This is a genomic window from Amycolatopsis thailandensis (assembly GCF_002234405.1).
GTDB classification, from domain to species: domain Bacteria; phylum Actinomycetota; class Actinomycetes; order Mycobacteriales; family Pseudonocardiaceae; genus Amycolatopsis; species Amycolatopsis thailandensis.
The window spans coordinates 134,721-160,150 of sequence record NZ_NMQT01000124.1; the positions used below are offsets into that span (position 1 = coordinate 134,721).

Genomic DNA, 25,430 nt, shown 5'->3' on the forward strand with positions numbered 1-25,430 from the left:
CCCGATCTACAGTGCGGGGATGGTCAAGACGGCAGTGGAAATCGCGGCGGCTGTGCGCGCCAAGGAACTCGACCCGGTCGAGGTGACGCGTGAGGCGTTGGCCCGGATCGCGGCGGCGGACGGAGTGGTCGGTGCGTTCCGCCGGGTCAGGGCCGAGGAGGCGCTCGCCGAGGCCGCCGCCGTCGCCGAACGCGCGGACTTGGCCGACCTGCCGTTGGCCGGTGTGCCGGTCGCGGTCAAGGACGTCGCGCCGGTCGAGGGCGAGTATGCCTCGTGGGGGTCGCGCGCGGGTTCGTCGACGGTGTCCACAGAGGACGGTGAGATAGCCCGGCGGCTGCGCGCGGCCGGCGCGGTGATCGTCGGCCTGACCCGGGTACCGGAGCTGTGCATCTGGCCGTCGAGCGACGATCCGGACGGGACGGCGCGTAACCCCCGCAACCCGTCCTACGCTGCGGGTGGTTCGTCGGGCGGGAGTGCCGCGGCCGTCGCGGCCGGGCTGGTGCCCATCGCGCACGGAACGGACGGCTTGGGCTCGATCCGGCTGCCGTCCGCGATGTGCGGCATCGTCGGGCTCAAACCCGGCAAGGGCGTGGTCCGCGTACCGGGGGAGGACGGCTGGTTCGGCCTGTCCACGCACGGTCCGATGACGACCACCGTCGCCGACGCGGCCGTGCTGATGTCGGTCCTCGCCGAACAGCCCGGCCTGGCGGACCTCATCGAGCCGAAGCGGTCTCGTATCGCCCTATCCACTCAGGTCCCGTTGACGAGGGCGCCCTTGCCACGCGCTTTCAGCCGGGCCGTCGCGCGGGCAGGCGAGCTGTTCAGCGCGGCTGGGCACACCGTCGCGCCCGGAACACCCCGGTACAACGCCGGTGCGATCGGTGGCCTTCTCGCGCGCTGGGTGGCGGGCCCGGCCGAACAAGCGGCGGAGTTCGACCTCGCCGCACTTCAGCCCCGCACACGTACGCACGTCCGGCTCGGGCGGCTGATGGCCAAACGAGTCCGGGAAAGCACCCGAGAGCACTGGCTGGAGCGCGCCGAAGAGTTCTTCGCAGACCACGACGTCCTGGTCACACCCGTGATCGCGACCCTCCCGCTCAAGGCCCGCAGGTGGCACGAAAGCCGGTGGATCGCCAACGTGCTGCCGTCGGTGCGCGTGGCAGGTTTCGCCGGTCTGTGGAATCTCGCGGGCTATCCGGCGATGTCGGTGCCGGTCGGCGTGCACCCTTCGGGCATCCCCGCCTGCGTCCAGCTCGTCGCCGCGCCCGGCGGGGAAGCGCTCCTCCTCGGCCTCGCCGCCCAGCTCGAAACGGCCAATCCCTGGCCCCGCACCACCGTCTCCTGACCCGAGTCGAAAAGAGAGCAAGGGACCTTTGCTATCGCTCTCCAAAAGAGAGTGACAGCAAAGGTCCCTTGCTACTTCGCGCTGGTCAGGAGCCGGTTTTGGCCGGTGAGGGCTTCTGTCCGTTGGCCTTGGGGCCGTTCTGCTCGCTCTGTCCGTTCTTCGGCGCAGCGGCGGCAGGCGCCGAAGAAGCGGGCTTGGCGGGAGCGGGCTTGGCAGGCGTCGAAGCGGGCGCCTGAGCCGGAGCGGCGGCCTTCGACGCGGGCGCTTCGGCGGGCTTGCTCGCGGGCTTCGTCTCCTCGGCCTTGCTGTCGCCGCCGACGAGCTTCGAAGCGTGCGGGATCACCGACTCCTCGGGCAGCGCCGCGAGCATCGCTTCGCTTCCCTTCAGGACCTCGTCGGCTTGCAGCAGGCTCTTGCGGGCCTGCTCGCGGATCTCCGCCAGCCGCTCGACCTTCCGCTGGGCGGCTGTCGTGCGCTGAGCGGCGGTCGTCGTGGCCTCGTCGAGCCGGCGCTTGGCCTCGCTCGTCGCCTCGTCGATGCGGCGCTTGGCCTCCGCGGTGGCCTCCGCGATCCGGCGTTCGGCCTGGTTCTTGCTGGCCGTCTGCTGGTCGGCGATGTGCTTCTCGTGCGAAGCGCGCTGGGCCGAAATCGTCGCATCGAACTCGCGCTCGATCTTCCGGCGCTTGCGTTCGGCCTCGTTGTCCAGCAGTTCCCGGCGCTGGGCGGCCTCGACGGTCAGCCGCTGGACCTCGGCCCGGGTCTCGGCGAGCGCGGACTCGTGCTCCGAGTGCAGCGCGTCCGCCTGCTTGTCCAGCTCGGCGACGAGCCGCGTGTAGCGCTCACGGAGCTTCTTCGAGGCTTCGCTCGACGACGCCCAGTGCTTCTCGGCCGCGACTTCGGCACGCTTGGTGACCTCTTCCGCGCGCGCCTGCGCGAGCGTGACTGTGCGCTGCATCCGCTCGTCGAGGTCTTCGAGCCGCTCCGGTGGCTTCTTCAGTTCCTCGATCCTGGCGTTCAGCTTCGCCACCTCGTGGCGCACGGTTTCGAGTTCGCGCGTGGCCGAGGTCGCCTGCGCGATCGCGGCGTCGCGGTCGGTGATCACGCGATGCAGCTGGGCTTCGAGATGATCCAGATACTGGCGCACTTCGTTCCGGTCGAAGCCATGCCAGGCCTGGGTGTATTCGCGCCGCAGGGGCAACAGGCCGTTGTCTCGCTCGGGAACCATGGCCACGACGGTACCTGCGTACCCGGCGTCGCCGTGGCCAGGCTTGGTGATTCACCGACGTGTGTCGGCTCTCAGCTGCGTTCCCTCACCTGAACGGCCGCCACCCGTGTGCGCAGTGTCACCAATGGAAGCCGCGGCTGAGCCGGGCGAGGGCCATCGCCGCCCGGGACAGATGCTGCTCACCCTTGCCGATTTTGAGTCCGCCGCCACCACCCGCGGCCGCGGAATCCGGGAACACGCGGAATCCTTGGTAGGCCACGGCATCCGTGAGGCCTGGGGTGAGCGTGTAAGCGAGCCCGATTGCTTGCCCGGCGGGCGTGCCGATGTGCTTCGGGCGCTCCTTCAGCGCCTTCATCACCATGTCCGCGGCCTGATCCGGGGATTTCGTCGGGAACGCGTCGTAGATCTTCGTCGGCCGGATCATCGGTGTGCGCACGAGTGGCATGTGGATGGTCGTGAAGGTGATTCCGTCACCGTGGGTTTCGGTCGCGGCGATCCGGGAGAAATAGTCCAAAGCCGCCTTCGACGCCGCGTACGCCGAAAAGCGCGGCGCGATTCCCTGCACGCCGATCGACGAGACGTTGACGACATGCCCGAATTTGCGCTCGGACATATGCGGCAGGACCGCGAGGATCAGCCGCACCGCGCCGAAGTAGTTGATCGCCATCGCGCGTTCGTAGTCGTGGAACCGGTCGTACGACAGTTTGATCGACCGCCGGATCGACCGGCCGGCGTTGTTCACGAGCATGTCGATCCGGCCGTGCTCGGCGAGCATGGCGTCGACGGCCTTGTGCACCGATTCCTCGTCGGTCAGGTCGGCCGGGTACACCGACGCCGTGCCGCCCGCGGCGATGATCTCGTCCCGCACCTCTTCGAGCTCGTGCTGCCGCCGCGCCACGAGCAGCGGCACCCCACCCGCGGCCGCGACCTTGATCGCGGTCGCCCGTCCGATGCCCGAGGACGCGCCGGTGATGATCACGCGGCGGCCGTCCAGCTCGCCGCGCGGGCCGTGCTTGCGGGCGCGGAACGGGTCCAGGTGCTCACGCCAGTAGCGCCACAGGGTGGGCGCGTAATCCTCGATCCGCGGCACCTCGACGCCCGAGCCGATGAGGGCCTTGCGCGTCGACGCCGACGAGAACACCGACGGGAACGCCATGGTCTCCAGCAGCACCGGCGGGATGCCGAGCCGCTCCATCACGGCGTCGCGCGCGATCGTGAAGCCGGGGATGTGCTCGCTCAGCTTCACCAGGTTGACGATGCCCTTGGACACGCGTTCGTTGAGCTGGACGGAGATCGTCGGCGCGCCCGCCGCTTTCGCGAAGGCGTTGTAGACCGAGACGACCGGCTGAGGCTCGGGGTTGACCAGGTGGAACGCGCGACCGTCGAGGCCCTTGGTGGTGATCAGGGCGTTCAGCGACTCGGCGACATAGTCGACCGGGACGACGTTGGTGTCGCCGAGGTCGGGGCCGACGATCGGCACGTCGGGCAGCCCGGCCAGCCTGCTGATCGCGGGGAACAGGTAGTACGGGCCGTCGATCTTGTCCATCTCGCCGGTTTCGGAGTTCCCGACGACGACCGCGGGCCGGTACACCCGCCACGGCACGTCGTGCTGCTCGCGCACGAGGCGCTCCGCCTCGAACTTCGTGCGGTGGTACGGCGTGACGAGCCGCTGGCCGACGTCGAACATCTCCTCGGTGAACATGCCCTCGTGGTCACCGGCGACGGCGACCGAGGACACGTGGTGCAGGCAGCCCGCGTTCAGGTCGGCGGCGAGCGCGATCACCTGCGCGGTGCCTTCGACGTTGGCCTTGATGCTGGCTTCGTCGTCGGCGGTGAGGTCGTAGAGGGCGGCGAGGTGCACGACGTGATCGACACCGCGAAGCTTCTCCCGGTCTTCTTCACCGACGCCGAGCAGCGGCTCGCCGAGATCACCGGTGACGAGGGTGACGCGCTCCGGATGCGGCCAGGCGTTCACGAGTTTCGCGAGTTTGTCCCGTGAGGACGCTCGGACGACGAGCGCGACCTTGTCGACGTCCTCCCTGGCGAGCAGCAGCCGGGTGAACTGGCGCCCGATCAGTCCGGTCGCCCCGGTCACCAGAAAAGTCGCCATCCGCCTCACCCTTCACCGTGCTCGCCCGCGTCCACAGGCATTGTGCTGCATCATCACGGTGAGGACCACCGTCGCGTCCCGTGAAGTTACTCACGGGTAACTAGGCGGGGTCGGCGATGACGACCCGGTTCTCGGCGTAGCCGGTCTCTCCGCCGACCCAGCGGCCGCCGCAGGTGACGAGGACTATCCGATGTGGACCGGACTGGCCGAACAGCTCGTCCGCGCGCTGCGGCAGTTCGTTCTTCTTCAGCGTGATCAACTGGGAAACCTTGTACCGCCAGGACTTCCCGGCCTTGTCGACCACGGTGACGGCGCCGCCGATCCGCTCGGTCCACAGTTCCGCGAACGGACCCGTCGCGCCCTTCCAGTTCACGTGCCCGGCGAAGACGCTCGCCCCGGTCGCCGAACTCAGCTCGGCGCCCCACCAGGTCACCTCGCCGAGGTTCTCCGGCACCGGAAGCTCCGCGCCCGGCCCGAGCTCCTTGCGGATCAGCTTCGCGCCCCCGCCGGCTGGCAGCCGGATCGTCCCCGGCCCCTGCGGTTTCGGGGCCTCGGGTTCCTTCGAAGGCGGCGGAGCCGAGGGCGGTGTCGTGGGGACGATTTCCGGCGGAGGCGGCACCTCCTGCTGGGCGGGCGCCGCCGGGGCACCGCCCGCGACGGAGACGGAGACGGCCTGAGCCGTCCCCGTCACCACGGTCGTCGGCGGCCAGATGAGCAAGGCCGCGACGAGGTCCGCGCACAGGACCGTGACGGCTCCCAGCGCGAACCCACGTCGTAATGACATTCCCGAAACCTCTTTAGCGTCGCGAGGACCGCCGCGCGGCCACGCCCACCATCACCGAACCGAGCAGCGCGAGCGCGCCGACGCCGAGGATCCCGGCGGTCGACGCCGTGTTCTCGACGGTGCCCTGCATCATCGCCACCGGCCGGTCACCGGCGGGGATGGTGCGCGGTACCTCGTTGGGCGTGTTGGCGACCTTGAGCGCCAGCGTCTCACCCGGCTTGACCTCACCGCAGGCGGACGGCGGATTCTTCGGGTCGAACGCGTTGGTGTAGCCCGGCGGCGCGTTGACCTCGACCACGCAGATCTCCTGCGGGCTCCGCAGATTCTCGACGGTGACCGTCCCGTTCTCACCCTCGGTGGTGACGACGGCGGGCTTGCCGTCGGCGCCGTTGAGCGGCTTGCCGTCCTGGCCGAGAGCGGCGGCTGTCTTGTCCTTGGCGGTGATCCGCAGCGCGGCGCCCGCGATGCCCTTGCCGGTCTTCGCGTCGACCTTGGTCACCTGGACCTTGCCCGGCTTCGAGACGACCGCGACACCCTGTGCCTTCAGTTCCTTCTCGCCACCGGTCGAGACGACCTTCTGCACCCCGGTCTCGACCGGGAACTGCACGTACGGCCGGTCCGCGGGTGCCGAAAGGGCGCTGGACAGCTTCGGCTGGTCACCGGTCGGCGTGACCTTGACCGTGACGGTGCCGTCCTCGCCCGTCTTCACCGTGGTGGCTTTCTCGGCCTTGGCGTTCGAGGTCGACGCGGCCTTCGTGGCCTCGCCGTCCTCGACGGTCGCGTTCGACGGCGTGAGCCGCACGGGCACCCCGGAGACGCCCTTGCCCTTGGCGTTCTTGACGCTGATCGTCCACTCGCCCGCGGTGCCGATGTGCTGGTCTTCCTTCGGCGGCGCGATCGCGGTGGTCCACGGACCCCGGTTGGCCTCGGCGTCCTTGGTCAGCTTCTCGACGGCCGCGGCGGCGTCGGAATGCTGCGCCTGCAGCTTGCCGAGGTGGCTTTTGACGTCGTAGCCGATCTTCTCCGGAGGAAGGTTCGGCTTGAGGTCCTCGTCGGAGCGCGGCTTCGAAGTCCACGAGTGCAGCAGGTGCGCGAGCGCCGCGGCTTCGGCGTTGTCCTTGGTGCCGCCGTAGCGCAGCAGCAGGTAGGAGATGTTGGCGGCGGTGTCCTCGGGAAGCTTCGCGCCCCACTTGTCGAGGAGTTCGTCACCGGGCTGGTACTTCTCGTTCGTGTCCGGCGCCTTGAGCTGGAAGGAGACGCAGAACACGTGCTTGCCGTTGACGACGTACGAGCCGAGCCAGTCCCGTTCTCTGGGCTTGCTGTCGACGGTCTGGCCGGGCGTGACCTGGTAGCCGACGCCCTCCTCCTTGGCCGCCGAAGCAGGTGTCGCCGCGACGGTGGCGGACAGCGCGCCGAGCAGGCACGTCGCGATCAGGCTGGTCAAGGCGCGCGAACGCACGCTCGGGCGTGTGGTCCACCCCATGGTGTGTTGACTCCTTTGGCCGTGCTCTGCCCCGACGCATTTACGTTGACGCAGGTCACACGATCGATAGGTTCCCCGACACGCCTTCGGTGAGTATCCGAACACGCAACGTGCAGGGTGTCCTGTGAGCAGCGGTTTTGGCAATAGGTCATCAGGTGGGGTATCGGTGAACGGTCGTGATCTCCGCCGCATACGGTGTGGGGGATGGGCTCCGGGTCGAATGTGAGTAAAGTCGTCTTTACTTCGACGGGAACCGGGCGGCCCCCGCGGTCGTTGAACCCGATGCAGGTGCCAGTAGATCCAGGAGGATCAGGTGCGATCCAGTAGCAACCCGGCGTTCCGGAACCTGCCGCGTGGCGCGGCGCAGTACGGACCCAACGTAGGCTTCAACCAACCCCAGGGCGGCGTGCCCGGCTACGGCCCTCCGCAGACCTCCGCCGGTGCCGACGACCGTCCGATGACCGTTGACGACGTCGTCATCAAGACGGCGCTGAGCCTCGGCACCGCGCTGGTGACCGGTGTGCTCACCGCGATCTGGGCCATCAGCCAGATCTCGACCTCGGCTTCGGGCAAGGTCACCGCCATCCCGGGCGCCGTGATCGGCGCGCTCGTCGGCGGCATGATCGTCGGCCTCGTGATCTCGCTCGTCATCATCTTCAAGCAGAAGCCGAGCGGCCCGCTCACGCTCGCGTACTCGGCTGCCGAGGGTGTCTTCCTCGGTGCGATCAGCGGTCTGTTCGAACTGCTCTACCCGGGCATCGCGATCCAGGCGATCATCGGTACCGCGGGTGTGTTCATCGCGATGCTGGTCGTCTACAAGACCGGGGCGGTCAAGGTCACCCCGAAGCTGACCAAGTGGATCATCGGCGCCGTCGTCGGTGTCGCGATCCTGATGCTGGTCAACCTCATCACCAGCTTCTTCGGCTTCAACCCGCTGCGTGACGGCGGGCCGATCGCGATCATCTTCAGCCTCGTGGTGATCGGTGTCGCGGCGTTCAGCTTCCTGCTCGACTTCGACCAGGCCGACCGGATGATCCGCGAAGGCATGCCGTCGAAGTGGGCGTGGTTCGCCGCCTTCGGCCTGATGACCACGCTGGTCTGGCTGTACCTCGAGATCCTGCGACTGCTGTCGTATTTCCAAAACGATTGACGCGGGTTCTCCACGGAAGGGCGCTCCGAGCGATCGGGGCGCCCTTTTCCGTTCCCGTGAATACTCTGACCCCATGACCGAGCACAGTGGCGAACCCGCCAGGCCGAGGCGATCCAAGTGGTTCTGGGTGGGCATCCTGGTGCCGGTCGCGATCGTGGTGCTCAGCGCGTCGTCGTGGATCGTCGGGTACCTCTCGAACACCGACGACGTCCAGGTGGGCGACTGCTACGCGATCACCACGTTCGGCGACGTCGACGCCGATCCGGCCAAGGCGGACTGCGGTTCGAACGAGGCCAACGCGAAGGCCGGGGCGAAAGTCGACGCCGGCGGCGCGTGCCCGGCGGGCGAGTACGACCAGCTCGTCGTCGACAAGACGTTCGCGTCGTACAAGCTCTGCATGATGATCAACGCGAAGCAGGGCGACTGCCTCGAGAACTTCCTGGCCGACAGCGTGGCTTATCAAAAGGTCGCCTGCTCGGAGCCGACGAAGGACGCGGAGGTCGTGAAGGTCGTCGACAGTGTCGCGACCTGTGATGACACCGAGGCGACCCATCTCAAGAGCTACTCGACGCCGCCTTCGACGGTCTGCGTCAAGAGCACCAAATAGCGACCTCGACCAGGGGCTTTCACCCGTTTGGGGGGTCGGTTTATGGGGTTGATCACGTTCAGTGTTTGATACCGGGGTTCTCATTCCTCTTTACACCTGTGAGGTTTCTCGGTGACCACTTCCCAGCCGGCCCCTGGGGGCCAAATGCCGGTTGGACAGCCCGACGCTTTCGGTCCGCCGCCCGGCGGTCAGCCGACGGCGCCCAAGCGCTCCAAGATCGGTTGGCTGCGCTTCGCCGTTCCGGTGCTCGTCGTCGTGATCGGCGGCGGCCTGTTCCTCTTCAACCACTTCACCGGGACGGGCAGTGCCCAGGCCGGTGACTGCTTGAGCGTGACCGAGTTCTCGCGGAAGGCCGACGACCCGAAGAAGATCGATTGCGGGGCGCCGGAGGCGAACGTCAAGATCGGCGCCCGCGTGGCCGGCGACGAGTCCTGCCCGGAAGGTGACTACGACACCATCTCGATGACCGGCCGGATGTCGTACAAGCTGTGCCTGGTCATCAACGTCAAACAGGGCGACTGCCTCAAGGGCCTCAAGTCGGACACCGCCGGCTACCAGAAGGTGTCCTGCACCGACCCCGCCAAGGACGCGGAGGTGGTGAAGGTCGCCGGTGTCGCGGACAAGGCGTCCTGTGAGGGCACCGAAGCCACGGGTGCGGCGACGTACTCGACGCCGCCGACGACGCTCTGCTTCAAGACGGCGTAGCCAGCCCGAGTTCAAGCGCGTGAAGGCCCCCTTCCCTCTGCTCAGCCGAGGGAAGGGGGCCTTCACGCGCATCGGGGGAGCAAGGGACCTTTGGTATCGCCGCCGCCATCCGGCCGTGTGCGAGCCGCCGTTCGTCGCACAGTGTGGGACGGGCTGCGACCGGACGGTCACCGGTCCTAACGTTGCTCGTCCCCAACCCGCCGATCGATCTGGAGTCCCTGGTGGCGACGACGGAAACCCAAGCCGGTGAGAAGAAGCTCCTCGACTTCCCGACCTCCTGCGCCGCCCCGGTCCCGCGACCGGAGGAGCCGGTCAAGATCGTTCCGCTCGCGGTCGCGGGTGCCCTCGCGGTCGGACTGACCTGGTACGTCTGGGCGGCGCACGGGGCGAAGTTCGGTGTCCTGCTCGTCCTCGGCCTGCTGCTCGGCCTCGCGCTTTTCCACTCCCGATTCGGGTTCACCTCGGCCTGGCGCCAGCTGATCGCGGTCGGAAACGGTCAGGGCCTGCGGGCGCACACGCTGCTGCTCGGCACGGCCGCGACGTTGATCGCGCTGATCGTCGGCACGGGATCCGGCCTCTTCGGCAGCAAACCGAACCCGACCGCGGGAGGGCTGGGGCTCGCGCTGTTCGTCGGCGCGACGATCTTCGCCATCGGTATGCAGCTGGGCGGCGCGTGCGCTTCGGGAACGTTGTTCGCGGTCGGTTCCGGGCAGTCGACGATCGTGCTGACCCTCGGCGGGTTCATCACCGGCTCCGTCCTCTACACGTGGGCGTATCCGCTGCTTTCGGGCTGGCCCGAGTTCAAGGGGATCCTGCTCGCCGACCACGTCGGCTGGTTCGGTTCGTGGGCGATCACGATCGCCGTCCTCGCCGCGATCGTGCTGGGCACCCGGTTCGTGCAGAAGCGCCGTAACCCGCCGCCGGTCGACGTCGTCCCGACCGCGCGCGGTTTCGCCCGGATCTACCGCGGCTCCTGGCCGATCCTCGTCGGCGCCGTCGTCCTCGGGGTACTCGCGGGTGCGGTGTTCCTGGTGTCCGGCGGGATCTGGGGCGTCACGAGCGCGTTCAGCCTGTGGGGCGCCAAGATCCTTCAGGTGTTCGGCCTGCACCCCGAAACCTGGGAGTTCTGGCGGCTCAAGGCGAACGCGGCTTCGCTGGCCGGGCCGATCTGGAAGGACAAGAACAGTCTCACCGACATCGGCATCATGATCGGCGCGGGGGTCGCGGCCGCGGCGGCGGGCGCGTGGAAGATCCACAGCTCGATCCCGTGGCGGACGGCTCTCGCCGCCGTGCTCGGCGGGATCCTGATGGGTGTCGGCGCGCGGATGGCGGGCGGCTGCAACATCGGCGCCTACCTCGGCGGTATCTCGGTCGGCAGCCTGCACGGCTGGCTGTGGGGTGTCTTCGCGCTCGGCGGCACCTGGATCGGGCTCAAGCTGCGGCCGCTGTTCGGGCTCGGCAACCCGGCCCCAACGGACAGCGTCTGCTGATCACTCTTTGTGACATCCCGTATGCGGGCTTGCCCTTTCGGCCCGCGTACGGGGAAAAAGTTGGCATGTAAAACCTGTGTTCGGCTACCCTCGGCTACATGCCTGAGCTTGCGCATTAATGCACAAGCTCGGTTGGGGAAGGCCCGGCGCGTGCCGGGCGTCGACTTCGTAGTCGCGACCACGGGGGTTGTCGCGTCCACTGAACATCAGGGACGGATTCTTCATGTCAACGCAAAGCCCGGCCGCACCGGGCGGCGACAAACTCGACGCGGGCGTGCTCAAGGTCGCCGGCGTCGTCATCCTCGGCGCGATCATGGCGATCCTCGACACGACCGTCGTCAACGTCGCGCTCCAGAAACTGACCATCGAGTTCCAGACGTCGTTCGACACCATCCAGTGGATCGCGACCGGTTACATGCTGGCGCTGGCCACGGTCATCCCGGTCACCGGCTGGGCATCCGACCGGTTCGGCACCAAGCGGCTCTACATGACCGCGATCGGGCTGTTCCTGATCGGATCGATGCTCGCCGGAATGGCCTGGGACGTCGAATCGCTGATCATCTTCCGGGTCCTGCAAGGCTTCGGCGGCGGCATGCTGATGCCCGCCGGAATGACGATCCTGACCAGGGCCGCCGGACCGCACCGGATCGGGCGCGTGATGGGCGTGCTCGGGGTGCCGATGCTGCTCGGCCCGATCGGCGGCCCGATCCTCGGCGGCTGGCTGGTCGACGCGGTGAGCTGGCGCTGGATCTTCTACATCAACGTGCCGATCGGCCTGATCACCATGGCGATGGCCTGGCGCCTGCTGCCGAAGGACCGGCCGGAGCCCAGCGAGCGGTTCGACTTCATCGGCATGCTGATGGTGTCGCCGGGCCTGGCGGCGCTGATCTTCGGCGTTTCGAACATCCCGGCCGCGGGCGGTGTCGGCGCTGTCGACGTCTGGCTGCCCGCGCTGGCCGGGATCGCGTTGCTGGTGGCGTTCGTGGTCCGGGCGAACCGCGTCGCGAACCCGCTGCTCGACCTGAAGTTGTTCAAGAACCGGTCGTTCACCGTCGCCATGGTGACGATGACCTTCTTCTGCGTCGCGTTCTTCGGCGCGATGCTGCTCCTGCCGACGTATTTCGTGCTGGCGCGTGGTGAATCGGCGATGAACGCCGGTCTTCTGCTCGCCCCGCAGGGGGTCGGCGCGATGCTGACCATGCCGATCGCGGGCCGGTTCGCGGACAAGATCGGCGCGCGGAAGATCGTGCTGCCCGGTCTCGTGCTGATGCTCGCCGGGCTGATCGCCTTCACCCAGCTCACCGCGACGACGCCGTACTGGCTGCTGCTTTCGGCGCTGTTCGTGATGGGGCTCGGCATGGGCGCGACGATGATGCCGATCACCTCGGCCGCGTTGCAGACGCTCAAGCCGCAGGACATGGCGAAGGCGTCGACAGCGACGAACATCCTGCAGCAGACCGCGGGGGCGATCGGCGCCGCGGTGCTGTCGATCATCCTGGCGGCGCTGCTGGCCGGGAAGTTCGGCGTGCCGACCGCGCAGGGGCAGCTGGCCGCGACCGCCGCGGTGATGAACCCGGCGACGCACGAGGCGGCTTCGGGGCTGACCGCGGACTCGTTCTCGACGACGTTCCTGTGGTCGATGATCCTGCTCGCGCTGTGCCTGATCCCGGCGGCGTTCCTGCCGAAGACCAAGCCGGCGCTGCCGGAGGGCGTCGACGGTGAGGTCGCCGCGGCCCCGCCGATCATGACCCACTAGGGCCGGGGAAGTAGCAAGGGACCTTTGCTCACGTCAGTTAGCGTGCTAACGAACGTGAGCAAAGGTCCCTTGCTCTCTTTTCGCAGGTCAGGAGGTCAGGAGGTCAGGAGAGGCGCTCCAGCACCATCGCCATGCCCTGGCCGCCGCCGACGCACATCGTCTCGAGGCCGAACTGCTTGTCGTGGTGCCGCAGCGAGTTGATCAGCGTGGAGGTGATCCGCGCGCCGGTCATCCCGAACGGGTGGCCGACGGCGATCGCGCCGCCGTTGACGTTCAGCTTGTCGAGGTCGATCCCGAGGTCCTTGTACGACGGGATGACCTGCGCGGCGAACGCTTCGTTGATCTCGACGAGGTCGATGTCGCCGATCGACATCCCGGCGCGCGCGAGGGCACGCTTCGACGCTTCGACCGGGCCGTAGCCCATGATCTCCGGCGACAGCCCGGAAACACCGGTCGAGACGACGCGGGCCAGCGGCGTGAGGCCGAGTTCCTTCGCCTTGGTGTCGGACATGACGATCAGCGCCGCGGCACCGTCGTTGAGCGCGCAGCAGTTGCCCGCGGTGATCCGGCCGTCGGGGCGGAAGACCGGCTTGAGGCCGGAGACGCCTTCGAGGGTGACACCGGCGCGCGGGCCGTCGTCCTTCGAGACCACGGTGCCGTCCGGCAGGGTCACCGGGGTGATGTCGTTGGCCCAGAAGCCGTCCGCGATCGCCTTCTCGGCGAGGTTCTGCGAACGGACGCCGAACTCGTCCATCTCCTCACGGGACACGTTCTTCAACCGCGCCAGGTTCTCGGCGGTCTGGCCCATCGCGATGTAGACGTCGGGAAGCACGCCGTTCTCGCGCGGGTCGGTCCAGCTGTCGGCGCCCTCGGCCGCCACCTGCGCGGTGCGGGCCTCGGCGTCGGCGAACAGCGGGTTGTGCGTGTTCGGCCAGGAGTCCGAGCTGCCGTTGGCGAAGCGCGAAACGGTCTCGACACCGGCGGAGATGAACACGTCGCCTTCGCCCGCCTTGATCGCGTGCAGCGCCATGCGGGTGGTCTGGAGGCTGGAGGAGCAGTACCGCGTGATCGTGCAGCCGGGCAGGTGGTCGTAGCCGAGTTCGACGGCGACCGCGCGGCCCATGTTGAAGCCCTGCTCGCCACCGGGGAGACCACAGCCCAGCATGAGGTCTTCGATCTGCGTCGGGTCGAGCTCGGGGACCTTGTCGAGCGCGGCGCGGACCATCTGCGCGGTGAGATCGTCCGGGCGGATGCTCACCAGCGATCCCTTGCCGGCGCGGCCGATCGGGGATCGGGCGGTGGAGACGATGACGGCTTCGGGCATGGAACGACACTCCCTTGTTCTCGATCCAGACACGCGCTAAGCGGTTGCTCACCTCGCATCCTCCACCGGAGGGAGGTGCGGGTCAAAGGCGAACGCGATCCACGCCACTCTTTCCGACATGACCCGTGGCCCCGGCCGGTTGAGTGGACATATCGCGACCTGCGGCGTTTAGGCTGTCAGCGTGGAATACGTCGAGCACATCGTGGACCTCGTGGGCAACACCCCTCTGGTCAAGCTGAACGCACTGGCCGAGGGGCTGCAGCCGCTCATCCTGGCCAAGGTCGAGTACGTCAACCCCGGCGGCAGCGTCAAGGACCGCATCGCGCTGCGGATGATCGAAGCCGCGGAGCGCTCCGGCGAGCTGAAGCCCGGCGGCACCATCGTCGAACCGACCTCCGGCAACACCGGTGTCGGGCTCGCCATGGTGGCGCAGCGCAAGGGATACAAGTGCGTGTTCGTCTGCCCGGACAAGGTCAGCGAGGACAAGCGCAACGTGCTCAAGGCCTACGGCGCCCGTGTCGTGGTCTGCCCGACGGCGGTGGCGCCGGAGCACCCGGACTCCTACTACAACGTCTCCGACCGCCTCGTGCGCGAGATCGAGGGCGCCTGGAAGCCGAACCAGTACGCCAACCCGGAGAACCCGGCCAGCCACTACCACTCGACCGGCCCGGAACTCTGGCGCCAGACCGAGGGCAAGATCACGCATTTCGTCGCGGGCGTCGGCACGGGCGGCACCATCTCCGGCACCGGCAAGTACCTCAAGGAGGTCAGCGACGGCCGCGTCCAGGTCATCGGCGCGGACCCCGAGGGCTCGGTGTACTCCGGCGGGACCGGGCGGCCGTACTTGGTCGAGGGCGTCGGTGAGGACTTCTGGCCGGAGACCTACGACCGGGACGTCGCCGACCAGATCATCGCGGTGTCGGACGCGCACTCCTTCGACATCACCCGCCGCCTCGCGCTCGAAGAAGGACTGCTCGTCGGCGGCTCGTGCGGTATGGCCGTCGCCGCCGCGCTCAAGCTCGCCGAGGGCCTCGGCCCGGACGACGTCGTCGTCGTGCTCCTGCCCGACGGCGGCCGCGGCTACCTCACCAAGGTGTTCAACGACAGCTGGATGTCTTCGTACGGCTTCCTGCCGCCGGACTCCAGCGGCGCGACCGTCGGCGACGTCCTGATGAAGAAGAGCGGCTCGCTGCCCAGCCTGGTGCACAGTCACCCGAACGAGACCGTCGCCGAAGCGGTGGCGATCCTCTCCGAGTTCGGCGTCAGCCAGATGCCCGTCGTCTCCGCGGAACCGCCGGTCATGGCGGCCGAGGTCGTCGGCGCGGTCAACGAGCGCGATCTGCTCGAAGCGCTCTTCACCGGCAAGGCGCAGCTGGCCGACAGGCTCGAACAGCACATGTCGCCGCCGCTGCCGACCATCGGCGCCGGCGAACAGGTGAGTTCGGCGATGAACGCGCTCTCGGGCGCGGACGGCGCGTTGGTGCTGGTCGACGGCAAACCGGCGGGGGTCGTCACCCGGCACGACCTGCTCGCGTTTCTCGCGGGACGGTAAAGAAGCATTTCATCGGATGGTCGGGCCGGGGCGTTACGAGCGGCCCACCCGGCTATCCGATAGCGTGTCGGTTGAGTTGAACTTTTATGTCCTCGTCAAGGGGGTTCAAGACCCAAATGAGTGCTCCGCAGCCACCGAATCAGCCTTGGGGTGGCGCCCAGCCACCGCAGGGACCCCCGAGTGGCCCTCAGCCGCAGCAAGACAACCCGTTCGGTTCCCCGGAACCGACCCAGGTGGTGCAGCCCGGCCAGCCGCCGGCCCAGCCCGACTACGGGCAACCGCAGTACGGGCAGCAGCCCACCTATGAGCAGCCCCAGGGTGGCGGGTTCGGCGACACGCCGGAGCCCACGCAGGTAGTGCAGCCGGTCCAGCCGGGTTCCGGCGACGCGAACGCGACGCAGGTCGTGCAGCCGGTGAGCTCGGGCGGGGAGACCCCCGCCAGCGAGTCCACCCAGCTCGTGCCGCCTGGTTCGCAGCCGCCCGCCATCCCGTACGCCCCGCCGCCGAGCGCGGCCGACAACCCCGCCGCCGGTGCCTACGGCGCGCAGGGTGGCGGTTTCGGTCAGCAGCAGGGCTTCGGCGGTCCCCCGCAGGGTGGGTTCGACCCGTCGCAGGGCCAGCCGCAGCCCGGTTTCGGCCAGCCGCAGCAGGGCTTCGGCGGACCGCCCCAGGGCGGATTCGGCCAGCAGCCCGGTTTCGGCGGACCGCAGGGCTACAGCCCCGCTCCCGCCGGTGGTGGCGGCGGGAACCCGCTGTTCGGCTTCATCGCCGGTGGCCTCGTCGGTCTTCTCGGTCTGCTCGCGCTGATCTTCAGCTTCGTCTACTTCGGCGACGCGAGCGAGTACTCCGAAGGCATCGACGCCCAGTCATCCAAGCTCGGCGAAGAGGCTGTCAACAAGCTTCTCGACCAGTTCGGCCTGGCTTCGCCCGGCACCGTCTGGCTCTACGTGATCCTGCTTCTGGTCGCTTCGCTCATCGCGACGGCGGCCGGTGCCGGCCTCGCCCTGGCGGGCAAGCTCCCGGCCTCGATCAAGAAGATCGTGCCGATCGCGGTCACCGCGGGCGGCGCGCTGCTGCTCCTCTTCGGCATCCTGCTCCTGGGTGCCACCACCGCTTCGGGCGACCGCGTCCCGAGCGGCGCCAGCATCGGGATCGGCTTGCCGCACCTGATCTTCGGCATCCTGATCGTGATCGTGGGCGTGGTGGGTCTCATCCCGGCGACCGCGCAGTTCGTCGGTCTCGGCGGTGGCGGTTCGGTGCTCGGCGCGCCGCAGGGCGGCCAGCCCGGCGGTTTCGGCGGCCCGCCGCAGGGTGGCTTCGGCCAGCCGGGGCAGCCCGGTCCGTACGGTCAGCCGCAGCCGGGTCCCTACGGACAGCCCGGACAGCCTGGCCCGCCTTCGGGTGGTTTCCCGCAGCAGGGCCAGCCCGGCGGTTTCGGGCAGCAGCCCGGACAGGCCGGTCCGCCCAGCGGTGGTTTCGGGCAGCCGGGTCAGCCGCCGCAGGGTGGGTTCGGCCAGCCGCAGCAGCCCGGTGGTTTCGGGCAGCAGCCCGGACAGCAGGGTCCGCCCAGCGGCGGATTCGGCCAGCCGGGTCAGCAGCCCGGTCAGCCCCCGCAGCAGTGGTGATTCGCCACCACTGAACGGTTTCTCCCGGAACGCCCCCGGCCTGTCGGCCGGGGGCGTTCTGTTTTCGCGGATGTCTTCGGATTCACCTGCCGCGGCCAGGTTCACCGGGCTAGGGTGAGCGCCGTTAACCCAGACCGGCCGATGGGGGCGACGTGAGCGGTCCGTACGGATATCCCGGACAGCCCGGCCCTCCCGGATTCGGCTATCACCCGCCGCAGGCCCGGCCGAACGGGGCGACGGCGATCATCGCGGGGTTCCTCGGGCTGATCGCCGCGGGTACCTCGGGGTACCTCCCGGTCTACTTCTTCCTCGAACTGCCACCCGGGTTCAGCATCGGCGACATGCCCGGTCTCGTGCTGACCGCGCTGGGGCTGTACCTGCTGGCCGCGCTGCTCCTGTTGATCGGGGCGCTGTCGGCGTTCTTCCGCTCGGTCGCCGGAGCGGTGCTGCTGACGCTCGGTTCGCTGATGGTGATCGCCGCAGTCCTGCTGGAACCGTTGGCGTTCAACGCTTCCTACGGTCTGTACTTCCGCCTGCAGTTCGAGTTCGAGTCGTTCGCCGCCATCGCGCGGGTGGCCCTGTTCGTGGTCGCCCCGTTCACGCTGATCTTCGCGGTCATCCCGCCGACGCTGAAGTACCTGCGCTGGCGGCCGACGCCGGCGCAGCCCTACCGGCCGCGGAATCAGCTTCCCCAGCCACGCGGTTGGTGAGATCGTGGACCCTTCAGCTCGGCTTGGGGGAGTTCATGAGTACTGATCAGTCTTCGGGGACCGCCATCGGCGCGGCCGTCCTCGCCTTCCTGTGCGGCATGCGGTACCTGTCCGAAGCGGGAGCCTTCGTCATGCAGCTCGCGGTTTTCGAACCGGAGCCGCGGTATTTCGTGGGGGTCGCCTGGAACGGGCTGCTCGTGGCCACCCTGTTCCTGGGCGGTGTCCTGCTGCTCATGCGGAAGTTCCTCGGCCGCACCCTCGTGGTCGTCGGGGCGGCGCTCGCGCTGGCGGCCTCCGTCCTCGCGAACGGCGACATCCGGCCCTATTTCTTCGCCGAGGTGGACGGGGAACCGTTGATCACGAGCGACTTCGCCACCTTCCTGTTGTTCGGGATGGCCGTCGCAGCCTTGGTGCTCTCGGTGGTCCGGTCGACTTCGGATTGGCTCGAAGGACGGCGGGGCCCCGAGGAAGAGCCTTCGAAGCAGGATCGGCTTCCCGGCTGGTAGCCGGGCTGACAGGATGAGCCGAAGAGTTCGACAGGGGGAGCGATGACGTTTCAGCAGTACCCGCCGCAGGGTGGATATCCGCCACCCGGTGCTTATCCGCCGCCGGGAACGGCACGGCGACCGAGCGGTGCCACCGGGATGATCGCCGGGATCTTCGCGATCCTCGGTGGGCTCTGGTTCCTCGCCGGAGTCGCCTTCCACGTCATCGAGCTCGTCGATTTCACCGTCGATTTCCTCGTCATCGGCGCGGTGCTCGACTTCGTCACCGCGGCCTTGCTCCTGAGCGGCGGGATCCTGCTGCTTCTGGGCAAAGGCGCCGGACGGATACTCACCGTGATCGGAGCCGGGATCGCGCTCGTCTGCGTGGCACTGGCCTTCGTGTTCCGGGCGACCGGCTCGTTCTTTTTCTTCTCCTACAGCGGGGTACTCCTGCACTTCGGTTTCGGCTGGCTTCTCATCCTGGTGCTGATACCGGCGATCCCGACCCTCGTGCTCGCGCTGATCCCACCGACGGGGCGCTGGATCGCGGCCAAGAAGCAGCCCGCGACCGCCATGCCGCCGAACTTCGGATATCCGCCCGGGTATCCACCAGCCGGACCTCCTCCGGTTCCCGGTCCCCAGCAGCAGGCCCCGCCACCCGGCCAGTGGTGAGTTCGATCCCAGACGATGGGATCTCGAGGGTGTGGTCGTACCCTGGACCGTATGGCCGACGACTACTCTCTGCTGGGCTTCGAGACACGCGCGATCCACGCCGGGCAGACCCCTGACCCCCGGACCGGCGCGGTCATCGTGCCGATCTACCAGACCTCGACTTACGCGCAGGACGGCGTCGGCGGAACGCGCGAAGGCGACTACGAGTACTCCCGCACCGCCAACCCCACGCGCACCGCGCTGGAGGTCGCGCTCGCGGCGCTCGAAGGAGCCCGGCACGGTCTGGCCTACGCGTCCGGGATGGCGGCCAGTGACGTCCTGCTGCGGGCGACCCTGCGGCCCGGTGACCACCTCGTGCTCGGCAACGACGCGTACGGCGGCACCTTCCGGCTGATCGACAAGGTGCTCAGCCTGTGGGGCGTCGAGCACACGGTCGCCGACCTGGGGAACATCGCCGAGGTCCGCGCCGCGATCCGGCCGGAGACGAAGCTGATCTGGTGCGAGTCGCCGACGAACCCGATGCTGGGGATCGCCGACATCGCCGCGCTGGCCGAGGTCGCGCACGGCGCCGGCGCCCGCCTGGTCGTCGACAACACCTTCGCCACCCCGTACCTGCAGAACCCGCTTTCGCTGGGTGCCGACGTCGTCCTGCACTCGACGACCAAGTACCTCGGCGGGCACTCCGACGTCGTCGGCGGCGCGATCCTGACGAACGAGGACGAGCTCCGCGAGCAGCTGTTCTACCTGCGCAACGCGGCGGGCGCGGTGCCCGGCCCGTTCGACGCGTGGCTGACCCTGCGCGGGATCAAGACGCTCGCGCTGCGGATGGAGCGGCACAGCGACAACGCCGAGCTGATCGCCCGGATGCTGCTGAAGCACCCGAAGGTCGAGCGCGTCTACTACCCCGGCCTGCCGGAGCACCCCGGCCACGAAGTCGCGTCGAAGCAGATGCGGCGGTTCGGCGGGATGATCTCGTTCACCCACGTCGACGGTGAGCAGGCCGCGCTCGAGGTCGCGTCGAAGACGAAGCTTTTCATCCTCGCCGAGTCGCTGGGCGGCATCGAATCGCTCATCGAGCACCCGGGCCGGATGACCCACGCGAGCACCGCCGGGTCGACCCTGGAGGTGCCGGACAACCTGCTGCGCCTGTCCGTCGGCATCGAGGACGGCAGCGACCTGGTCGACGATCTGGCCAAGGCCCTGGGCTGACCGCCGCCGGGCCCAGGGCGGAAGCAAGGGACCTTTGCTCTCGTTGGTTAGCACGCTAACGAACGTGAGCAAAGGTCCCTTGCTCTGTTCGCGCTGGTCAGCGCGGTGTGGTGGGAGGAAGCGCCCGGTTACGGGCGGAAGTTGCCGGGTGTCGCGCCGCTCTTCGCGTCCGCCTCGTGCGAGGTCCACTGCGGGGCGGCGGGCAGTTCGGCGCCGTCCACGCAGCCGCCGACGAGTTCGATGTGGTTGTCGTGCCGGATGTACTGGCCCGGGTCCACGCATCCGGCGCGATCGACCGTGTACACGGCGGCGCCGGTCAGCAGGGCGGCCGAAGTGAGCGCCAGCACGACCGGGAGCAACCCGGCGGAGCGGGTCGTCCGGACCCTGCCGATGTTCCCCCGTGCCATGTGTGCTCCCTGGTCGCCTTCGCCGCCGACGTCAAGAGTACCCGGATGGCGAAGTTGTCACGTGACGTATCCGCCCGGTGGCATGATCCGGACGCCGAGCGGTCCGGATCACCGGCCGGATCGATGAGTCCTAAGTGGACGATTGTCCGGTGATGGCGGCGACCGCGAGTTCGCGTTCGGGCTCGCCGACCTCGGGCAAGGTGAAGCGCGACGCCCGGATGTGACCGAGCAGTTCGGGATCGGGGGCCACGTCGTGCTCGCGCAGGTAGTAGGCGACCGCGCCCGGCCAGTACCAGCGGCCGTCCGTCCGGAAGTTCAACGGCACCAACGGTTCCCGGTCGGGTTCGAACGCGTCGGCGTCGTAGCTCCGCGACGCCAGCACAACCGGAGCGCCGTCGAGGTACTCCAGCACGCGGTCCCGTTCGGCCGGGGACAGCGGCTCACGGTTCACCACCGGACGGCCCGACTCGTCGAGAGCGTCGTAGACGCGTGGTGAGCGCAAGTCCTCCGGGGTTTCGGCGGCGGGGGTGGCCACCGGCGCCCCGGCGGGCGGAGCGACGTCGAGACCGATGCGCTGCCGCAGCCACGGCGGGATGTTCTGCTCCGCCCGCGGGAAGAACCGGAGTTCGTCCTGGAACCCGATCGGCGGCGGCGCCTGCCGCCACGGCGGCTCGACGTCGGCGAGGAAGTCGGTGCTGAGCACGGTCGCCGAGCCGTAGACCAGGATGGCGCTCAGCCAGGTGCCCCGGCCGGGCTGGTACATCCCCGCCCGCAGGTTCCCGAGCAGCTGCACCGCTTCCGGACTCGGCTGGACCGGGCGCGGCAGCCCGTCCTGACCGGTGACGAGCAGGTCGGCCTCGACGTGCCTGCCCGCCGCCCGGTACTCGACGCGCATCTGCTGCCAGCCGGGCGGCAGCGGCGTCGCGAGGGCATGACCGATCTGCCAGACGAGCTGCTGTTGCTGCTGCTGGTTCAACGGCGCCTGTGGCCGGCTCATGTCCCCTCACTCACCGATGATCAGTCCGCCTGGCCGGCGGCACGTCGCTGAAGCCACTCCGCGCGCTCGCCGGTACGCGGGTAGCGCTCCAGTTCCTGAGCGAAGAACCGGGCTGGCGGGACGTGATCCCAATCGGGTTCGCCGTCCCAGTCGTACTTCACGGAGTACCCGCCGGGATGCACCATGTGGTAGCGGACGGAGGTCCAAGCCCCCTCGCCCGGTTGCGCCATGCTGTCCCGTAGCTGCACGAAGAATTCCTCGACGCCTGCTGGCGGCGTCCACGGCGTGCTCGTCCCCATCACGGTCAGCACGTTGGCGGAGATCTCGACGTAGTCGCCCACGGAACGGAAGACGAGGAACAGCTGCTCGTAATCCGAGGGTACGGAATGCACCATCCAGGTGGTGAACTCCTTGAACAGCTGATTGGCCTGTGCCGCGCTCGTGGGCACAACGGGCATGGGCATCAGTTCCGCTCCTTGTCTTCCGCCGCCGCGAGCTTCTCGCCGAGCCAAGCCGGGATGTGGTCAGGATCCCTGGGGAACATCTTCAGGTCTTCGACGTAGTGTTCCGGCTCCATCGGCGGAGTGAGCACCGGTTCGTAGTCGTTGTTGTAGTTGTAGAAGATCGCCCCCGGCGGGTTCATCGAGATCCGGGCGGAGAACCAGGTGCCGCGGCCGCGCTGGTACAGCAGCGTGCGCAGCTTCGCCAGGATCACGTTCAGCTCGTGCGGCGGCGCGATCTCCGGCCGGGAACCGTCGTCCATGATCACGGTGAGGCCGAGGTCCTGCGCCGGTACCGTCATCGCGCTGACCAGGTCGATGCGCCGCCAGCCTTCCACGGGGACGAGATTCAGCAGCGCGGTGCCGAGCTGCTGGATCAGGTCCTCGTGACTCTCACCCCCGGAAGTCACGGGGCCAGAGTGGGTCGTTGTGGTCATTGGGGAAGCTCCTGACGATTACCGAGATCCGGCCTTCGGCGTCCGGACCGTAGGCACGGTATTGGCGGGTGTGCGAGTCGTTGACGCCGGGATCCCGGAGCTCGAAGACATCTTCGTTCTCCAACGTACCGGCGAGGCCGCTGTCGTCCCGATCCCGCTCCATCTGGTACCAGCTGTCCTTGGGGTCGTAGATCCCTTCGACCTCCTTGGCGCCCGCGTTGCTGTTGTCCACGCGGCCTTGCGTGCCTTGGTTGTTCCCTTCGCCGGAGCCGCCGACGGACGTGCCGCGGTGGTGGCCGCCGTCGTCGATGTTCTTCCCCGACGCGTCCTTCCCGCCTTCCGCGCCGACCGTGGACTGCGCCGTGCCGTCGCGCCGGATATTGCTGGCGCCACCGGGATCCGGCGGTGCGGAGGTCACCACCGAGTTGCCCCGCTCGTCGGTGCGGTGGATCTCGCCCGGTGAACGACGGTTCAACGGGTTGCCGTCCTTGTCATGCATTTCCAGGCCGTGATCGACGCGGATAGTCGCGTTGGGCGGCGGATAGTTCAGATCCGGGTTGAACGGCTGCCCGGTGTGCAGGTGGGTGATCTTGCCGTCCGGCCCGGTCTGGAACGAGCCGTAGGGCAGGCCGTCCTTGTCCACCACGTGGATACGCGTGTTGGGCGGCAGGTTGTCGCGGCCCGCGATCGGATCCTTGGCGGCGATCTTGTCGCTGATCGCCTTTCGCTCGGCGTCGCTGATCGCGTCCGGGTCGCCGTCGACGAATCCGCGCGGATCCTTGCTCCCCGGCGGCGGCTGATGCGAGTAGGTGAGCTCGCGATCGGGAGCGGGCCAGGAATCTTGGACCTTGCTGGCGTTCTTGGTGCCGTAATGACCGTCCTGGGTGATGTCCGCGCCCTCGGCGGCCCCCACCTCGGAGTTCGTCCGGCCGCGTTGGCCACTGGTGGTGTCGACGTGGGTGATGCGCCCCGTGTCGTCGGTGTAGAAGTCGCCGCGCGGATGCCCGTACTCGTCGGTCGGCTGGTGCACGCTGTTCGGCTTGAGCGTGGGATTGCCGTCCGCGTCGAGCTTCGGGCTGCCGTCCTCGTTGGCGTGGAGGCGGTTGAAGGGCTGGTCCTGCCGGACCGCGTTCGGGTGCGGGACCGAATCGCCCGGTGACGGCGGGTTGAACTCCTGGCCGTGTTCCGGCCGCCCGTCCGGCCCGACGTGGTACTCCTCGTGAAGCGGCCCCCGGTCGATCCGGTAGTTGCTGTCGGGCAGCGGTTCCCGGAGTTCGGGGTTCGGCCGGTCCGGTGTGCTTTCGGGGGTTTCGACCCACCTGACCTTGCGGTCGCCGTCGGTCTGGAAGCTGCCGCGGGGGTTCCCGTCGGCGTCCGTGACGTGGTAGCGGGTGTTCGGTTCGAGGTCGGTGCGCCGGCTGAACGCGTCGTTCGCGCCGGGCGCCCGCGGGTCGTCGGCCTCGATCCGCACCTGGTCACGGGGCTTCGGCGGCGACTCGATGTGGTCGATCCTGGTCACGTCCTGGCGGCCGTGCTGGGTCTTCACGTCGGTGTGCGTCACCGTCCGGACGTTGCCGTCCGCGTCGGTCGGGAAGGTGTCGTTCCGATGACCGACCTGCACGCGGTAGTCGGAGTTCGGCGCCGGGCGCATGATCTCCGGGTTGCCGGGGCCGTGCAGCTTGTTCGGCGCGACGGCGTCGACGTGCGTGACGTTGCCGTTCGCGTCGGTGTAGACCCGGCTGCGCACGTTGCCGTCCGCGTCGGTGACGTCGTACCGGGTGTTCGCGTCGAGCTTGCGCGGAGGCGTCGTCGGGTCGAAGAACGACTGGTCGCCGCCCAGCTGGACGGGGCGCGCGGGCGGGGTGAAGTCGGGCTCTTCCCAGCGTCCCTCGATCTGGTGCTGGGGGTTGTGGTCGTCGCCCTGGCCGCGGTCGCGGGCGCTGTCGGCGTCCACGTCGTGCTTGTCCGCGTGCGAGGTGTCCGGGGTGAAGCCGTCGTCGCTCGCCCGGCGGGCGGTGCCGTCGGGGCTGTGGACGTCCCATTCGCCGTTCGGCGGGATCTTGGGCCGGGGGCGGCCGTCGGGGCCGATCTCGTAGTCGGACGAGAAGACGCGCCCGTTCGAGTCGGTCCACGCCGGTTTGCTCGGCGCCATGACCTCGGTGTCGAGTTCCCGCGACAGACGGCGCGCGAAGTCGTTCGAGCCCGCGTCACAGCCGATCAACCGGATCGGGCGGCCGTCGTAGTCCCCGTTGCGGCGCAGGATGTCCGCGAATTCCTCCGGGGTGTAGGTGCGGTTGCCGATGCGGGCGTGCCCGTCCGGGGTGACGTGCACGTCGACGGTGTAGCGGCCGTCCGGATCCGGCTGGACCCGGTGCGGGAGGTCGCCCATGTCCGGGTCGCCGCGGTGGTACGAGCTGCCCGCGGGGGTGCCCTCGGAGTGCCGCTGGTTGACCTCGTCCGGCGTCAGCGGACGATCCGGCTCGCCGTCGGGACCGCGGTCGTGCGGTGAACCGTCGGGGTGGCCGTTCGGGTCCTGACGCGGACCGTGCCCGTCGGGGCCGTGACCGTCCGGCGAATGCGGCGGCCCGGAGTGGCCCCCGGGGCCTCGGCCGCCCGGCCCCGTGTTGCCGGGACCGGTGTTGCCGGGCCGGTTGCCGGGGCCGTGCGTGCCCGGTGAACCGGGCGTGCCGGTGTGCGGCTGTACGCCGGGGCCGAAGTCGTTGCCGCGGGCGACCGGCTGCGGCTGATGCGGCTGGTTCGGCCGTCCACCCGGGCCTGTCTGGCCAGGGCCGCGGCTGGGACCGGTGTGAGTGTCGGGAGTACGCGGACCGTGCGTGTCCGGCGTGCGCGGCGAACC

21 protein-coding genes and 1 pseudogene are annotated in these 25,430 nt (G+C 68.9%); 12 read left to right on the forward strand and 10 right to left on the reverse strand.

All coding sequences use genetic code 11. The features are described 5' to 3' along the window. The first annotated feature begins 19 nt into the window (after positions 1–19). Complete coding sequence (locus CFP71_RS33175) at positions 20–1,345, forward strand: amidase (RefSeq protein ID WP_093937879.1); 1,326 nt, start codon at positions 20–22, stop codon at positions 1,343–1,345. Positions 1,346–1,430: 85 nt separating this feature from the next. Here the strand turns inward: CFP71_RS33175 and CFP71_RS33180 are convergent, their stop codons facing one another. The 4 genes from CFP71_RS33180 to CFP71_RS33195 all read right to left on the reverse strand — a co-directional run bounded on the left by CFP71_RS33180 (position 1,431) and on the right by CFP71_RS33195 (position 6,947). Continuing rightward, a complete protein-coding gene (locus tag CFP71_RS33180) occupies positions 1,431–2,570 on the reverse strand; it encodes a coiled-coil domain-containing protein (RefSeq protein ID WP_093937880.1) in 1,140 nt (379 codons plus the stop codon). A 118-nt stretch (positions 2,571–2,688) separates the two neighbouring features. Then, on the reverse strand, positions 2,689–4,680 hold the full coding sequence (locus CFP71_RS33185) for an SDR family oxidoreductase (RefSeq protein ID WP_093937881.1): 1,992 nt from the start codon (positions 4,678–4,680) through the stop codon (positions 2,689–2,691). Between the two features lie 100 nt (positions 4,681–4,780). Continuing rightward, a complete protein-coding gene (locus tag CFP71_RS33190; RefSeq protein WP_093937882.1) occupies positions 4,781–5,464 on the reverse strand; it encodes a class F sortase in 684 nt (227 codons plus the stop codon). Positions 5,465–5,477: 13 nt separating this feature from the next. Continuing rightward, complete coding sequence (locus CFP71_RS33195; RefSeq protein ID WP_093937883.1) at positions 5,478–6,947, reverse strand: SpaA isopeptide-forming pilin-related protein; 1,470 nt, start codon at positions 6,945–6,947, stop codon at positions 5,478–5,480. Between the two features lie 313 nt (positions 6,948–7,260). Between CFP71_RS33195 and CFP71_RS33200 the strand changes: the two genes are divergently transcribed. From CFP71_RS33200 to CFP71_RS33220, 5 genes are all read left to right on the forward strand, one after another. Continuing rightward, positions 7,261–8,097 carry a Bax inhibitor-1/YccA family protein gene (locus CFP71_RS33200; RefSeq protein WP_093937884.1) on the forward strand — a complete coding sequence of 279 codons (837 nt, stop codon included), beginning with the start codon at positions 7,261–7,263 and terminating at the stop codon, positions 8,095–8,097. A 73-nt stretch (positions 8,098–8,170) separates the two neighbouring features. Next, positions 8,171–8,704: an LppU/SCO3897 family protein gene (locus CFP71_RS33205; protein WP_093937885.1), complete on the forward strand. Its 534-nt coding sequence runs from the start codon at positions 8,171–8,173 to the stop codon at positions 8,702–8,704. Between the two features lie 144 nt (positions 8,705–8,848). Then, positions 8,849–9,409 carry an LppU/SCO3897 family protein gene (locus CFP71_RS33210; RefSeq protein ID WP_093937886.1) on the forward strand — a complete coding sequence of 187 codons (561 nt, stop codon included), beginning with the start codon at positions 8,849–8,851 and terminating at the stop codon, positions 9,407–9,409. Between the two features lie 221 nt (positions 9,410–9,630). Next, complete coding sequence (locus CFP71_RS33215; RefSeq protein WP_093937913.1) at positions 9,631–10,899, forward strand: YeeE/YedE family protein; 1,269 nt, start codon at positions 9,631–9,633, stop codon at positions 10,897–10,899. 223 nt (positions 10,900–11,122) lie between these two features. After that, the gene (locus CFP71_RS33220; protein WP_093937887.1) at positions 11,123–12,655 is read left to right on the forward strand and encodes a DHA2 family efflux MFS transporter permease subunit; all 1,533 of its coding nucleotides are present in this window, start codon (positions 11,123–11,125) and stop codon (positions 12,653–12,655) included. Positions 12,656–12,758: 103 nt separating this feature from the next. Here CFP71_RS33220 and CFP71_RS33225 read toward each other — a convergent pair whose 3' ends face one another. Further along, positions 12,759–13,979 carry an acetyl-CoA C-acetyltransferase gene (locus CFP71_RS33225; protein WP_093937888.1) on the reverse strand — a complete coding sequence of 407 codons (1,221 nt, stop codon included), beginning with the start codon at positions 13,977–13,979 and terminating at the stop codon, positions 12,759–12,761. A 181-nt stretch (positions 13,980–14,160) separates the two neighbouring features. Here CFP71_RS33225 and CFP71_RS33230 point away from each other — a divergent pair, with 181 nt between their 5' ends. The 6 genes from CFP71_RS33230 to CFP71_RS33255 all read left to right on the forward strand — a co-directional run bounded on the left by CFP71_RS33230 (position 14,161) and on the right by CFP71_RS33255 (position 20,232). After that, complete coding sequence (locus CFP71_RS33230) at positions 14,161–15,531, forward strand: cystathionine beta-synthase (protein ID WP_093937889.1); 1,371 nt, start codon at positions 14,161–14,163, stop codon at positions 15,529–15,531. A gap of 233 nt (positions 15,532–15,764) precedes the next feature. Beyond that, positions 15,765–17,156: a hypothetical protein gene (locus tag CFP71_RS33235; RefSeq protein WP_093937890.1), complete on the forward strand. Its 1,392-nt coding sequence runs from the start codon at positions 15,765–15,767 to the stop codon at positions 17,154–17,156. A 152-nt stretch (positions 17,157–17,308) separates the two neighbouring features. Beyond that, positions 17,309–17,866, forward strand: coding sequence for a hypothetical protein (locus CFP71_RS33240; protein WP_093937891.1), 558 nt, complete (start codon positions 17,309–17,311; stop codon positions 17,864–17,866). Between the two features lie 35 nt (positions 17,867–17,901). After that, a complete protein-coding gene (locus tag CFP71_RS33245; RefSeq protein WP_167406357.1) occupies positions 17,902–18,372 on the forward strand; it encodes a hypothetical protein in 471 nt (156 codons plus the stop codon). 42 nt (positions 18,373–18,414) lie between these two features. Continuing rightward, positions 18,415–19,023 (forward strand): hypothetical protein, encoded by a 609-nt coding sequence (locus tag CFP71_RS33250; RefSeq protein ID WP_093937893.1) that lies wholly within the window; start codon positions 18,415–18,417, stop codon positions 19,021–19,023. A gap of 51 nt (positions 19,024–19,074) precedes the next feature. Further along, positions 19,075–20,232, forward strand: coding sequence for a cystathionine gamma-synthase (locus CFP71_RS33255; protein WP_093937894.1), 1,158 nt, complete (start codon positions 19,075–19,077; stop codon positions 20,230–20,232). Positions 20,233–20,360: 128 nt separating this feature from the next. Here CFP71_RS33255 and CFP71_RS33260 read toward each other — a convergent pair whose 3' ends face one another. The 5 genes and pseudogenes from CFP71_RS33260 to CFP71_RS33280 form a co-directional block, all read right to left on the reverse strand. Then, complete coding sequence (locus tag CFP71_RS33260) at positions 20,361–20,639, reverse strand: hypothetical protein (protein WP_093937895.1); 279 nt, start codon at positions 20,637–20,639, stop codon at positions 20,361–20,363. A 130-nt stretch (positions 20,640–20,769) separates the two neighbouring features. Continuing rightward, the gene (locus tag CFP71_RS33265; protein ID WP_093937896.1) at positions 20,770–21,636 is read right to left on the reverse strand and encodes a ferredoxin; all 867 of its coding nucleotides are present in this window, start codon (positions 21,634–21,636) and stop codon (positions 20,770–20,772) included. Between the two features lie 20 nt (positions 21,637–21,656). Continuing rightward, complete coding sequence (locus CFP71_RS33270) at positions 21,657–22,100, reverse strand: hypothetical protein (protein WP_093937897.1); 444 nt, start codon at positions 22,098–22,100, stop codon at positions 21,657–21,659. Further along, positions 22,100–22,546, reverse strand: coding sequence for a hypothetical protein (locus tag CFP71_RS33275; protein WP_244199941.1), 447 nt, complete (start codon positions 22,544–22,546; stop codon positions 22,100–22,102). The genes CFP71_RS33270 and CFP71_RS33275 overlap by 1 nt, the downstream gene beginning before the upstream one ends. Beyond that, a pseudogene (locus CFP71_RS33280) lies at positions 22,530–25,430 on the reverse strand (hypothetical protein); the annotation flags it as partial. The gene CFP71_RS33275 and the pseudogene CFP71_RS33280, both read right to left, overlap by 17 nt.

Bases quoted from the DNA above. Each gene is read 5' to 3' on its own strand.
- CFP71_RS33175 (WP_093937879.1), top strand. From the start codon at position 20: ATGGTCAAGACGGCAGTGGAAATCGCGGCGGCTGTGCGCGCCAAGGAA.
- CFP71_RS33180 (WP_093937880.1), bottom strand. From the start codon at position 2,570: ATGGTTCCCGAGCGAGACAACGGCCTGTTGCCCCTGCGGCGCGAATAC.
- CFP71_RS33185 (WP_093937881.1), bottom strand. From the start codon at position 4,680: ATGGCGACTTTTCTGGTGACCGGGGCGACCGGACTGATCGGGCGCCAG.
- CFP71_RS33190 (WP_093937882.1), bottom strand. From the start codon at position 5,464: ATGTCATTACGACGTGGGTTCGCGCTGGGAGCCGTCACGGTCCTGTGC.
- CFP71_RS33195 (WP_093937883.1), bottom strand. From the start codon at position 6,947: ATGGGGTGGACCACACGCCCGAGCGTGCGTTCGCGCGCCTTGACCAGC.
- CFP71_RS33205 (WP_093937885.1), top strand. From the start codon at position 8,171: ATGACCGAGCACAGTGGCGAACCCGCCAGGCCGAGGCGATCCAAGTGG.
- CFP71_RS33210 (WP_093937886.1), top strand. From the start codon at position 8,849: ATGCCGGTTGGACAGCCCGACGCTTTCGGTCCGCCGCCCGGCGGTCAG.
- CFP71_RS33220 (WP_093937887.1), top strand. From the start codon at position 11,123: ATGTCAACGCAAAGCCCGGCCGCACCGGGCGGCGACAAACTCGACGCG.
- CFP71_RS33225 (WP_093937888.1), bottom strand. From the start codon at position 13,979: ATGCCCGAAGCCGTCATCGTCTCCACCGCCCGATCCCCGATCGGCCGC.
- CFP71_RS33245 (WP_167406357.1), top strand. From the start codon at position 17,902: ATGAGTACTGATCAGTCTTCGGGGACCGCCATCGGCGCGGCCGTCCTC.
- CFP71_RS33250 (WP_093937893.1), top strand. From the start codon at position 18,415: ATGACGTTTCAGCAGTACCCGCCGCAGGGTGGATATCCGCCACCCGGT.
- CFP71_RS33255 (WP_093937894.1), top strand. From the start codon at position 19,075: ATGGCCGACGACTACTCTCTGCTGGGCTTCGAGACACGCGCGATCCAC.
- CFP71_RS33260 (WP_093937895.1), bottom strand. From the start codon at position 20,639: ATGGCACGGGGGAACATCGGCAGGGTCCGGACGACCCGCTCCGCCGGG.
- CFP71_RS33265 (WP_093937896.1), bottom strand. From the start codon at position 21,636: ATGAGCCGGCCACAGGCGCCGTTGAACCAGCAGCAGCAACAGCAGCTC.
- CFP71_RS33270 (WP_093937897.1), bottom strand. From the start codon at position 22,100: ATGCCCATGCCCGTTGTGCCCACGAGCGCGGCACAGGCCAATCAGCTG.